The sequence below is a fragment of the Wolbachia endosymbiont of Nilaparvata lugens genome (assembly GCF_007115045.1).
Lineage (GTDB): Bacteria > Pseudomonadota > Alphaproteobacteria > Rickettsiales > Anaplasmataceae > Wolbachia.
In genome coordinates, this window is record NZ_MUIY01000002.1 from 76,088 (window position 1) to 89,357 (window position 13,270).

Below are 13,270 nucleotides of genomic sequence, written 5' to 3' on the forward strand. Positions count from 1 at the left end.
AGGTGTATATATGGATAATTTATTTGAAATTGCAAGAAAAGGAAATAAAGATGAATTCGTTAACGCTTGTAAGAAAAGAGTTGCTTGTGTAGCTAAGCATAGTCTCAATGAAGATGGGAACCCATTTCATATAGCAGCAGATAAAGGAATTCTGTTACCTGCACTCAAGGAGATTATGAGGGATTTAGAAGAAAATACTGAGAGCAGAGTTAAGAAAGCAAAAGAAGCTAAAGATTGGAAAGAAGTAAAAAGATTAGAAGCAGAACTTAAGAATAATAAGAAATATATTAAGGAAGCACTCTGCGATAAAAGCTATATTAAGGATAACGGAAGTAAGGCAGTATCACCTCTTTACTTCTTGGATCCTGCAGAGCGGAAGGAAGTTAAACAAATTGCAGACATAAAATGCAGCTTTATATGTAGTAAAAAGTTTCATCTATTCTTATACATAGTAGGGGCTATAGTGTGTGCTATCGCTATGTGTATATCTTTGTATCTTCTATTTTCAGCTTCTCAATCTCTTGCATTGGCTTCAATAGCAACAATAGCTTCTGGAGGATCTTCATATCTGCTATTTAAGGCATGTAACGAGATATATAGCTTTAATAACGAAAGTACTACATTGACAGATCCTGATGTTATGCAACTTGTAGATGGTGGTTTAGCTCTAGCATGAAGTACTTGCAAGCAATAATATAGAAATTTACTTTCTTAACTTAAGAAAGTATACTTATAAGATGATAAGAAAGAAGTATAGTAAGATTTTAATAGCAAATAGAGGAGAGATTGCCTGCAGGATAATCAAGACTGCGCGCAAGATGGGTATATCTTGTGTATGTGTGTATTCAGATGCAGACGCAAATTCTGTGCATGTAAGGCAGGCAGATGAGTCGAGGCACATTGGTCCTTCGCCTGCTTACCTCAGTTACTTAAATATTGAAAAAATATGCGAAGTAGCAGTTGAAACAGGTGCTGAGGCGGTTCATCCTGGCTATGGTTTTTTAGCAGAAAATCCAGATTTTCCACGTGCTCTCCAAAAATATAATATAGATTTTATCGGTCCAAGTGCAGAAACAATAGAAGCTACAGCCAATAAAATAACAGCAAAAGAAGAGGCAAGAAAGGCTGGAGTAAATGTAGTGCCAGGATATATGGGTAAGATCGAAAACGCTGACCATGCATCCATGGTTGCTGAAGAAATTGGTTTTCCCGTTATGCTCAAAGCTGCATCAGGTGGTGGTGGCAAAGGAATGCGAATTGTACATTCCAAAAAAGAAATTGAACTAGCATTTACATCAGCAACAAATGAAGCAGAGAAAAGTTTTAAAGATGGTAGTATTTTTATAGAGAAATATATAGAGCTGCCAAGACACATTGAAATACAAATTATCGCAGACAAATACAGCAATGTAGTATGTCTTGGAGAGAGAGAGTGCTCGATACAGAGAAATAATCAGAAAATAATAGAAGAAACACCAAGCCCATTTATTAGTGAAGAAGTAAGACAAAAAATGTATGCCCAATGTGTCTCTCTTGCAAAACAAGTCGGCTATTTTTCAGCAGGCACTGTCGAGTTTGTTGTTGATAAAGACCAAAACTTCTATTTTCTTGAGGTAAATACTAGATTACAAGTTGAGCACCCAGTAACAGAATTCGTAACAGGAATAGACATAGTAGAAGAAATGATCAGAATTTCCTGCGGAGAAAAATTGAGATTCAATCAGGATGATATTAAACTCACTGGCTCTGCAATAGAAAGCAGAATTTGCGCTGAAGATCCATCAAAAAAATTTTTTCCTTCTAGCGGAAGAATAAAATATTACGATAAACCGGATGATGTAAGAATAGACGATGGAGTAGCTAGCGGTTCAGAAATCAGCATGTTCTACGACTCAATGATTGCAAAAGTTATAACCTATGGAAAAGATAGAATAGAAGCAATCAGCAGAATGCAAAGAGCTTTATCTGAGTGCTATATAGGAGAAGTAACAAACAACATAGAATTTCTAGAATCCATCTTCCATCATCCAAATTTTATTGCAGTAAAGCTCCACACGAGATTCATTCCAGATCATTACCCTAGTGGATTTCACGGCGATTTTATTACAGAAGAATATATTAAAATATTTATCTTTACTGCACTGTATGCTCACTTAGAAAATGAGGGAAGGTATTACAGTAAGTCAATAGAAGAAGTATTCACAGTGAAAATAGATGACAATGAGTACTCCGCAAATGCAAAGTATCAAGATAACACATTAACAACAGTATATAACCACAATAAATACTCCGTGGTGGGTAAGTGGAAATCAAGTTACAGATTACTATATATCACAATTAATGATGATACCAATATAGCACTTAAAATAGAAAGACAAGACAGCAAATATTTCATAAGACACGCAGGTATGAGAGCTGAATGTTGTGTATTGAAACCTCATATAGCTAAACTAAGCAAATTAATGCTAAACAACAAAACTGAAGGGATTTCAGTAGATACTGTGAAATCTCCAATATCTGGTTTATTGGTTAAATTACACGTCAATGCTGGAGATCAGGTAGAGGTAGGACAACCCTTATTTGTTGTGGAAGCAATGAAAATGGAAAACATTATATGTGCTGAATCAGAAATGGTAATAAAAAATATCTCTGTTAAAGAAGGGAAAAATGTACAGGCTGGTGATTTAGTATTAGATCTGGTTTCTTAAATAACACAAGCAGTATAAACCTGAGCCAAATAAGATAAATGAAAACATTTGATGGGCTATAGCAATAGCCATTGGTATATGCAGCAACAAAGTGACTATTCCTAGAATTACCTGAATGATGACAGAGAATAGCATAACATATAATGGTCTTATACTGGCATTTTTTATTGTGAGTATTGTTGTCAGAACTAATACCAGCAATGCCAATGCCCGGTGTATGAATTGCACTGTTACTCTATTTTCAAAGATATTTAGCCAAGCAGGATGTAAGTAAAATAAATCTTCTGGAACAATTTGTCCATCCATCAGTGGAAAGGTATTGTAAATTAAACCAGCATTTAGCCCTGCAACAAATGCACCGAAGATTATTTGTATTGTAACTAGGATTAAAATTATCCATATGTAACATGTAATGTTGCTATTAATTTTAATTATCTGTTTTGGTTTGATTTGGTAATCAAAAAATTGATATGACAATAATGCAAAAATAACCAATGCAAGCAGTAAGTGAAGTGCGAGCTTATAGTGACTAACATGAGGATTGACTACCAAACCGCTTTTTACCATATACCAACCAGCAAAAGCTTGTAAAATTCCAAATAATAGTGCTGTAGATAACCTTATTACTGCATTTTTAGGTATTCTTTTTTTTAGTGTAAAGTATATAAATGGTAAGATAAAAACTAAACCTGTCAGCCTTGCAATTAACCTGTGCACATATTCTATTAAGTATATGGTGCGAAACTCTTCCATACTCATACCATAATTAAATGCTTTATATTCAGGTGTAGCTTCATATTTTGATTTTTCTTTTAGCCAGTCTTGTTCACTCAGCGGTGGCAATGTTCCGGTAATTGGTTTCCATTCCGTGATTGACAATCCTGCTTTTGAAAGTCTGGTAAATCCACCAATTCCCACCATGCAAATCACCATGAGAGAGCAGAGAAAAAGCCAAATAGCTACAGGTTTTGCTTCCATAATCCATGCTGAGTTTTATTCCATTGCTGAGGGTGAATAACAAATTCCCACAAAGCGAGAAAAGCTGCAACGCTATGTAGTAGACTATAGACGGGAAAAAATATTGATACTATATAAAAATAAAAAGGCATTTTTTGTTGTCTGATAGCTATTATCAAAAAAATCAAGTTAATACCGTATACTATTATAAAATAATATAAGAATAATTCATTCAAAATTTGAGTCAGCACCAATGAAAGTAACAAAAAAGGAGTCGTGAAAAATATAAAAGCTGAGGAACCAACAAAAAGGTTTAATAGCAAAACTCCCTTAAGCCCAGTGTGCTTAAAAAGTAATTTTATATTTTTTAAATGAACGACATAAGTTTGCATATAACCTTTAATCCAGCGTGCTCTTTGTTTGATCCAAGCAAACACAGTAGTTGGTGATTCTTCCAATGTTTCTGAATCAATAATCCTGGTTTTATATCCCATTTGCGCAAGTCTCAAACCAAGGTCAGCGTCTTCAGTGACATTGTAAGCATCCCAAAAAAGCACTTTCTTTAAAATTTCCACTGAAAAATGGTTACTGCTACCGCCCAAAGGTATTGGCATGTTCATTTTTTGAAATCCAGGCAAAAAATATTGAAACCAGTTCATATACTCGAGAGAAAAGAATTTTGTAAGAAAATTGCAACCAAAGTTATAGTAATTTAATTTCGCCTGTACACAAGCCAACTTTTCGTCGCCCTTATTAAATTCAATTAGTGCTTTTTTTAACTGGAACGGATCTGGCTTGTCATCTGCATCATATATTACCACATACTTTCCTCTAGCAAAGCTCATAGCATAATTGCATGACTTAGCTTTTGTTCTCGGCAGAGAATGAGGCACTTTTATTACTTCAAAATACTGTGGTAAAGTGCATTTTTCTATAGCTGCCAACATTTCTTGATCATCGCTCTCTATCACAAGCTTTACATCTAATTTTGATTTTGGATAATTCAAACTTTCAATGCTCTTAATCAATTGCTTTATAACCGCATTCTCTTTAAAAGCAGGCAATAAAATAGTATATATAGGTTCATTCATCTTATCATAACCTGCTTTTTGGTTAGAAATTTTACGCAAGCCAAAAATTTTAGTTACAAATTTGAATAAAGAACTAGAACATTCGATTATAAATATCAACATCAAAGCAAAATATGCATATTTTTTTGTCAGTGTTAAAGTCGAAATCATAACAAAGAAAGAGGAAAAAAAGATTGAACTGAGCCTAATGCTTTTAGCTGAAAAATTAGGATTCTTATAATATAAGTAGTTACTTGCGAATTCTGAAATACCAAAGTGTGAGTTAAGAAGATTTAAAATCTGTTTGCTATCTACTTTTATCAATACATATTCAATACCGTAATGAGATTCGACCCAAAGATTGATATCTTGGCTTATGTCTTCAACCATAAAAAAAGTAGTATCATTTAATTTTTGCCAAGGAATTATATTAAACCTATAGTAGAAAAGTTTCTCTTGTTCTTTGCATAAACTAGAATCAAATTTAATTTTTTCTACATTATCAGTTTGAAGTACAAGCATTAAACTTAATGCAACTTTTTGCTCAAGTCACGTGAAAACGAAGATATAACCTCACTACTACGCTTATCATCTTTACGTTCATGCATTATTTTTTTTACAGCATCAGCAGCTATACTCGCTGTGTTAGCTTGTAAATCCCCAAGAGCTTTTTCAACTTGGTCAGTAACTTTCTTCAAATTAGAATGGGTATTTTCATCTAACGTTTGATCGAGTTGCTGTCTATTATGCTTAATAATACTATTAGCCTTATCAAGTGCTTCATTCATCATTTTATTAACTTCTGCATCTAATTTTTTGTATTTTTCAGAAGATTTTTTGTAATACTCCAACATATCTTTTCTGAATTTTTCAGTTTCTTCACTTGAAAACTTGCTTTTGTTACGTTTATTGTTAAGTGCGTTTTTTATTACCTTCCTTAGCAATTTATACGAAAGGATAAAACCTACTAAAAAAGCAAGACTGATAACTAGTAATGTAGACATAAAAACCCTAAAATTCTTTGGATACCAAGTCAGCAACAAATTCCTCTTCAATTTCAGAATTAGTTAACTTAGTGTAGTAAATTAAAGCAATACTAGTAGCCATTTGTTTTAACTCACTAATATGCTTAGATTTAAATTTCGCCACTCTTTCTTCAACAAGCTTGACTATTTTTTTGTCTTCCTCTTCTAATATATTCTTAACACTCGCTCTCATTTCTTCCACCTGAGCAAGTGCATCATCTATGATTTTTTTTGCCCGTACTTTAGCTTGGTTTAAAGCTGCATTATACTTGGCAATTTGTTCTTCTGTAAGTCTTAAAAGGTGAACAGAACTATTAAAAGAATCTAATACCCCTTTACTCCTAGTGTTTATTATTTCATCTAACCTTGGTAAGAACAAACAACTTACTACAAAAAAAAGTGAAGAGAAAAAAATTAAAAACCAAAAAACTTGAGAAAAGAAAGTGGAAACATCAAGCTGCGGCATGTGTCAAACACTACAATATTAATATCATCGCAATTACAAATGCAAGAAATCCCATAATCTCAACCATAGCAGCACCAACATAAACGTAAGTTTTCATTTGACCTTCCGATTCAGGGTTTCTCGCAATCCCACTTAGCATAGTAGAGAAAATATTAGCTACACCCAAACCAGCACCTAACATAGCAAACGCCATCAAACCAACTGCTACAAATTTTAAAGCTACTAAATCCATATACTACCTTTAACTATTCCTTAATAATATTATAAAATGTTCTACAGGTAAGTCAAGCACTCACTTTACTGTATCTGACAAATATACGCACGTTAATATAGTAAATATATAAGCTTGTAAAACTGCAACAAACACTTCAAACCCTATTAGTGCAATTATAAACAAAAAAGGTGCAGGAGTGAAAAATATGTTCATATTTACGATAAACCCCGCTATTACTTTGATGATTGTATGGCCAGCAATCATATTTGCTGCAAGCCTTATTGATAGGCTAATCGGTCTTACTAAATAAGCAAACAACTTAATAATAATTATTACAGGTGCAAGCCACCAAGGAGTTCCTTTTGGTAGCAATATGCGTAAAAACTCTACTCCCCTTTCTTTAAACCCAACAATCGTTATATAAATAAAAGCCACCATCGACAAAGCAAAAGTGACTATTACATGACTTGTGACCGTGAAACTATAAGGCAGAACACCAACTAAATTACATGATAAAATGAAAATAAATACTGTAAATATCAATGGAATATGTTTTAGACTCTTACTTCCAGTGTTATTTTCTATTATTGAAATAACAAAATCATATACATATTCAACTGCGGCCTGCAAATACCCTGGTATTACTGCCCCTTTTCTTACTCCAAGAAGCAAAAAGAGTACTGCCAATATTACCGAAATCATCATAAAAAGAGATGAATTGGTAAAGCTTATGTCATATCCAAATAACTTTGGTAGCTCTATTATTGTATATACTTTAAATTGTTCTAGCGGATTTAACGCCATTTTGGCCCTGTATACTTAAACTGCAGCAGTAAATAAAGTATAAATTTTATAGAATAAAGTCAAGAGTTAAGATAGGGAGCTCTGTATTATTAACAAAATATACAATTAAAATGCAAATTATAGTCAGCTACCAATCTTATTCTAAATTCTTGACTTAACATCTTATTTTAACTATAATTTAATTTTAATATGAGGCAATTATGAACGAAATAGATTTTATTCATCCACCTTTAAATTTAGAACAGGAATGTGGTAACGGGTACATCAAGTTTACAGATCATTCTTCTAACTCAGACACTGGTCTTTTCCACATGGCAGGTGAAATGCTAAATGAAAGCCATGATGTTATAGGAAATTTCACTGGTGATGCTTACATTTATAATTTCCATATAGATGATCACAATATGAACATTCAACTCTGCATGGAAATGGACTGCAAAGGTGATATAAAGAAAATTCTTTCTTTGTAGAAAGAGTAGGCTTCTCTGTTGTTTCTTGCAATATAGAAGCCACTTATTACAACAAACTTTAAAAACATCACATTTTACATTACAATGAATTTTTGTTTCTTGTTAGATAAATGAAGTTCACATTATCTTGGTTATTAGAGTACTTAAAAACCAATGCTAGTTTAGAAGAAATTACTGATAAATTAACTCACATAGGGTTGGAAGTAGAGAATGTGATCGACAATTCCAGATTGGCCGGGTTTGTTGTTGCAGAAGTATTAGAAGTCGCACCTCATCCAAATGCTGATAAATTAAAATTATGTAGAGTAAATGATGGAAGTAAAGTTCTGCAGATAGTCTGCGGAGCAAAAAATGTTAAAGAAGGCATAAAGACTGTACTTGCATCTCTTGGTAGCACATTGCCAGAAAGCAACTTTACAATTAAGCCTACAAAAATAAGAGGAGTGCTAAGTGAAGGGATGCTCTGCTCTGCCTCTGAGCTTTCGCTGACTCAAGATGAAAGTGAAGGAATAATCGAGCTTTCTGATGATTATAAAACAGGAGATAAATTTTTCAATTGCGATCCTGTAATTGACATAAACATCACTCCAAACCGTGGAGATTGCTTAGGTGTTTATGGAATAGCACGTGATCTAGCAGCAACTGGAATTGGAACGTTAAAGACTTTAATCATTCCACAACTTACCGCTTCTATGAACTCACTAATAAACGTCAAAGTCATCGATGGGGAGAGTTTTATTAGTGGAGTATATATCACCAATGTAAAAAATAGAGAGAGCCCAAAATGGTTAAAAGATAAATTGGAATCGATAGGAATGCGCTCCATTTCTTCAATAGTTGATATTACTAATTACATTATGATATCTTTCGGGCGCCCGATGCACGCGTATGATGGAAAAAAAATAGAAGGAGAGCTCATAGTACGCAAAGCAAATGACGAAGAAAAATTTATTGGTTTAAATGATAAAGAGTACTTATTAAACAAAGACATAATCGTTATTTCTGATAATAAAAATGTTCATGCAATTGCTGGAATTATGGGCAGTAAGTACAGTGAATGCTCTCTTGAGACTACTGATATCTTTTTAGAGTCTGCTTGGTTTGACCCCATCTCTATCACTAAATCTTCAAGGCAGCTCAGCATCTCCACAGACTCAAGTTACAGGTTTGCACGCTCAGTTGATCATGGATTCATTCTTGATGGGCTGAATCTTGTAGCCCAGGTGATTTTGGAGTTATGTGGTGGAGAAGTGTCAAGTGTAGTGTCTGCTGGTAATCTGAATAAGGCTGATGCCAAGATAAATTTTGATTATCAGAATGCAAACAAACTTGGAAGTGTATCTGCATCACCTGATGAAGTACTCAATATTTTAACAAAATTAGGGTTTAGTATTGATAAAAGAACTGAAAATAATTGGAGCGTACATGTACCAAGCTGGAGACCAGACATAACCATACCTGCTGACCTAGTTGAAGAGGTAGTAAGAATATACGGCTATGATAAAATAAAGGAAGAGCAACTAGCAGAAGACGTTACAGTAGAAGAAGAGACACAAGATGATTTGCGCATTTTAATGACAAGCAGAGGGTTTCATGAAGTGATAACTTGGTCTTTTATGAGTGAATCAACAGCTAAGAAGTTTGGTTACTTGAATAAATTATTTATTATCGACAACCCATTTAATAATGACTTTAATATAATGAGACCAAGCATCATACCAAATTTGTTAAAAGTTACTGCAGATAATACTGCCCATGGTACACCTGATTTTGCAATTTTTGAAATTGGGCCAATTTATAATAACGAAGCTCAATCTAAGTACGTTTTAAGTGGAATTAGATCAGGAAATAATTCGCCGAAAAACCACTATAACACTGATAGAAAAATAGATATTTTTGACGCAAAGGCTGACCTCATAACAGCTTTGGAACTTTTTAATGTCAATTGTGATAATTTAGCAATAGAGAGAGCAGAAAAAGAATATTATCACCCAGGAAAATCAGGCTCCTTATCTTTTAGAAGTAAAATAGTTGGTTATTTTGGAGAATTGCATCCGAGTATATTGGATTTTTTTAACATCAAACAAAAAATTGTAGGCTTTGAGTTGATATTAGAAAATATCGAAAATTTACCTATAAGTAGAAAAAAATTTATCGATTATAAATATCAAAGTGTAAAACGCGACTTTGCATTTATTGTAAATAAAGATGTAGCAACAGGCAGTATAATCAATATGGTGAAAAAAAGCTCAGAGCTCATCACAGAAGTTTTGATATTCGATGTATACCATGGAAATAACATAGAGCCGAATAAGATGTCTATAGCATTGTCAGTTACTTTCTGCTCTCCAACTCACACTTTAACTGAAGAGGAAATCCAAAAAGAATCAAATATGATAGTCAACTTAGTGTGTGAAAATACTGAAGGAACTTTGAGAGCTCATCATTAAGCCGTAATCGCCGTTTCCTGATTTTGCTGTGTCACGTTTACTTAATCCAATTTATTCCCTATCTTGAATTCAATATCCTTGAAAAACCTATCCCACATTCCATGCAAATGCTCTTCTACTTTAGGCCAGACATCATTTTTAAATGTCGTTCCATCATCAGAAAATAAATTGCCTAAAAAGCCTCCAACTCCTTCATAACTTGATTGAAAATGTTGAAGAAATGTCTCTACTTCCTTATGAGTATCATGTGCCACACTCAATGCTTTCCCTTCTGTGCTATTATCTTTGTTTACAATAGCTGACCATCCAATCACATTATAATTAAAACCAACTTTGAAAGAGTTCCAAATCCTCCACAAACCACTCTCATTATCTTTTGGTACATTATTTATTATAAGATTTGCTAATCTATCTACTAGAGGAGACAATAAATCTTGACAAAAGTGCTTGATATTATCTTTCATTTTAATTACAGGACTTTTTATGCACTTTTCTGCCAAGTAGTACTCAAGTTCCGCTTCCTCTAATAACTTCTTAATTTCTTCTTCATCAAAAGTTTCATGCTCGAACGCTTTAAGTAAATCATCTTCTATTATTGCAAATTTTATTTTTTCACGAGATTCCAGTTCTTCTCTATAATCATTTATTGTTTTTTCATTTATCAATAATCCTTCTAATTCTAATTGTTTTAGTACTTTTAGAATTTCTTGGTTATTGTTAAAGTGCTTCTCTATTAATTTTGTATTTGGATGCTCTTCTCCTTTTTCCTTTCGCTCACCTTCTAAATCTTTGTTTAATAAATTCTCATTTTCTTCTATTTCTTCCTTTAACGATATACGTTGCTCTAAGCATTCTGCAATTTCTATTCGATGTGTATTAATACTTTCTATTAGCTCCGGCTTATCTTCTTTTAATAGGTCACATAATCCTTTCATAGACTTTGCTTGACCTCTAAATAAATTTAGCATTTTACATTTCGTTATTTCTAAATACACCTTTTCTACAAAATCATTCACTTCATCTAAAGCTTCTTCACTTAAAGAAGCTTTTATCTTCTTTTCTAAATTTACAAACTGCTCCTCTATCAGGCTTAATATACCTAATTGGCTTAACTCATCTTTGGCTTTTCTCATTACTGATTTTACTAGCTTTTGCTTAACCTCTTGATTATCATACTCGAACTTAAAAAGACCTTCTAATCTCCTTCTTAAATTATCCTCCGCTAAGCTATTCTTTTTTATAATCTCGTATATTTCTTTCAATTTTTCATGTCTCTCACCTTCTCCTACTTCTTTTAAAAGATTTCCTAATTTCCCTTCTAAAACACCATATGTTGAACCATTCCCTTTTATATTCTCATATATTTCTTTCAATTTTTCGTATATCCCATTTGGTTCCTCCTCTTCTAAAAAATCTTCTAATTTCTTTTCTAAATCATCGTTTATGAAGTTATTTTTTTCTTCATCATATACTTCTTTCAATTTTTCGCGTACTCTAATATATCTTTTTTGTCCTTCTTTTTCTAAACACTCAATCTCTATTTTAGCGTTATCTAGAGCTTTCTCTGTTTCTTTAGGATACATACCTTTATATATATCAATTACTTTCCTTTCATCTATGTCATCTTCTTCTATGAACTGTTTCCACCTTGCTTTAAGCACAAGAAGGTCATCATCACCTAATAGCAGTCCTTTTAGATCTTTTATTATCATTTCTCTTTCAGTGGGTAATTCCTTACCTTGACTCTCCAACTCTTGTTTCACTAACATATCTCTTAGCGCATCTTCTAATGAAAAATCTTTTTTTCTTTTTTGTGCAAATTTAATTGCTTGTATAAAAGCAACTTGATAAGCATTTTCTATCAAATGAGTTGTCAACTTAGAACCTATACTACTCACCACTTTCAACCTGAATTCGTTCAATAATTCCTTCAATTTATCATGTGTAATATCTTTCTTTTCTAGCTTCATCAGCTCTTCCATGGCTTTTGCAAGTTCTTTTATGGAAGTTGTAAGCACATCATTGATTTCATTACGTAAAGGCTTAAGACCGTTTTTTAAATTGATGTTAGTTGATAGTTTCAATATAATATTATGCTCCGAATCCCGTGTTACACTAAACCACTTATTATTTTCATTCTCACATAAATCTCTAAGTAATTTTTTAAATTGTGGTGGAAATTTTATTTCCATATCATATTCAATTCTTGACTCAGAAACTTCTGTTTCATGAAAAGATACCTCAATATTTTGGTGCTTATTAGAATACTGTCCCATACTTATTTTAAGAGCAGCCACTAAAGAGTGAGATAAATCCCTATTCAAAAGATAAAAAGTAGCCAAAGCAACTGTTGCAGGAACGATTAAGGCTACAAGCACAGTCACATTAACAAAAATTGCCATTGCAGCAAGAGAGCCATATGCCAATCTTTTTGGTACACTTATTTTACCCTTTTTTGTCTTATCTTCACCTACACCTTCTTGTTCCTTGCTGTCTACTTTAAATCCACTGTATATGGCTAACCCCACTGCAGTAAAAGCAATGTAAGGAAGTACTAAAACTGATAGAGCTAAATTTAATATTTTCCTTTCTGGGCAAGCTCTATTTATTTCCTTAAATATTTTGCTTGATATATTATACCAAGAAGTAAAAAAGTCGGAATTGTAATCTTTATAATGAAATATACTCAGTGGAATGTTAAGGTTAGCTAACGGTTCTTGCCTTTCCACAGCATCAAAAAATTCCTCCTCTTCTAAAGTAGTAAGATCCAAATCACTCCTTTCTTCTATACTAGAAACAGCTTCCATAGCATCGAAAAACTCTTCTCCCTCTTCCAAAGTAGTATTAGCTAACGGTTCTTGCCTTTCCACAGCATCAAAAAATTCCTCCTCTTCTAAAGTAGTAAGATCCAAATCACTCCTTTCTTCTATACTAGAAACAGCTTCCATAGCATCGAAAAACTCTTCTCCCTCTTCCAAAGTAGTGATAGATTGTACTTTATCTAAACCATCACTATTATCATTTAAGTCAACTTCTTTATGACTATCTGCAACAATTTGATTCATATTATTACCTTACACTAAGCAATCTAAGTATAGCATAAACA

The 13,270-nt window shown here is 33.0% G+C and carries 11 protein-coding genes; 4 read left to right on the top strand and 7 right to left on the bottom strand.

Annotated elements, in window-relative coordinates:
- Positions 1-10 precede the first annotated feature (10 nt).
- Together BWZ41_RS06060 and BWZ41_RS06065 are read left to right on the top strand one after the other, a co-directional pair.
- On the top strand, positions 11-676 hold the full coding sequence (locus BWZ41_RS06060) for an ankyrin repeat domain-containing protein (RefSeq protein WP_143689775.1): 666 nt from the start codon (positions 11-13) through the stop codon (positions 674-676).
- Between the two features lie 61 nt (positions 677-737).
- Complete coding sequence (locus tag BWZ41_RS06065; protein WP_143689776.1) at positions 738-2,708, top strand: acetyl-CoA carboxylase biotin carboxylase subunit; 1,971 nt, start codon at positions 738-740, stop codon at positions 2,706-2,708.
- Here the strand turns inward: BWZ41_RS06065 and BWZ41_RS06070 are convergent.
- From BWZ41_RS06070 to BWZ41_RS06095, 6 genes are read right to left on the bottom strand one after another with little or no spacing between them, the layout of a single operon-like run.
- Complete coding sequence (locus BWZ41_RS06070; protein ID WP_143689777.1) at positions 2,691-3,686, bottom strand: COX15/CtaA family protein; 996 nt, start codon at positions 3,684-3,686, stop codon at positions 2,691-2,693. The genes BWZ41_RS06065 and BWZ41_RS06070 overlap by 18 nt on opposite strands.
- A complete protein-coding gene (locus BWZ41_RS06075; protein WP_143689778.1) occupies positions 3,668-5,257 on the bottom strand; it encodes a glycosyltransferase family 2 protein in 1,590 nt (529 codons plus the stop codon). The genes BWZ41_RS06070 and BWZ41_RS06075 overlap by 19 nt, the downstream gene beginning before the upstream one ends.
- Before the next feature lie 5 nt (positions 5,258-5,262).
- Positions 5,263-5,739 carry a F0F1 ATP synthase subunit B family protein gene (locus tag BWZ41_RS06080; protein WP_143689779.1) on the bottom strand — a complete coding sequence of 159 codons (477 nt, stop codon included), beginning with the start codon at positions 5,737-5,739 and terminating at the stop codon, positions 5,263-5,265.
- 7 nt (positions 5,740-5,746) lie between these two features.
- Entirely contained in the window at positions 5,747-6,226 is a 480-nt protein-coding gene (locus tag BWZ41_RS06085; RefSeq protein WP_143689780.1) for a F0F1 ATP synthase subunit B family protein, read from the bottom strand.
- Between the two features lie 10 nt (positions 6,227-6,236).
- Complete coding sequence (locus tag BWZ41_RS06090; protein ID WP_143689781.1) at positions 6,237-6,458, bottom strand: F0F1 ATP synthase subunit C; 222 nt, start codon at positions 6,456-6,458, stop codon at positions 6,237-6,239.
- A 60-nt stretch (positions 6,459-6,518) separates the two neighbouring features.
- On the bottom strand, positions 6,519-7,244 hold the full coding sequence (locus BWZ41_RS06095; RefSeq protein ID WP_143689782.1) for a F0F1 ATP synthase subunit A: 726 nt from the start codon (positions 7,242-7,244) through the stop codon (positions 6,519-6,521).
- A 200-nt stretch (positions 7,245-7,444) separates the two neighbouring features.
- Between BWZ41_RS06095 and BWZ41_RS06100 the strand changes: the two genes are divergently transcribed.
- Complete coding sequence (locus BWZ41_RS06100; protein WP_143689783.1) at positions 7,445-7,714, top strand: hypothetical protein; 270 nt, start codon at positions 7,445-7,447, stop codon at positions 7,712-7,714.
- A 110-nt stretch (positions 7,715-7,824) separates the two neighbouring features.
- Positions 7,825-10,164: a phenylalanine--tRNA ligase subunit beta gene (gene pheT / locus BWZ41_RS06105; RefSeq protein WP_143689784.1), complete on the top strand. Its 2,340-nt coding sequence runs from the start codon at positions 7,825-7,827 to the stop codon at positions 10,162-10,164.
- 41 nt (positions 10,165-10,205) lie between these two features.
- Here pheT and BWZ41_RS06110 read toward each other — a convergent pair whose 3' ends face one another.
- Entirely contained in the window at positions 10,206-13,229 is a 3,024-nt protein-coding gene (locus tag BWZ41_RS06110) for a hypothetical protein (protein WP_177429467.1), read from the bottom strand.
- Between the last annotated feature and the right edge of the window lie 41 nt (positions 13,230-13,270).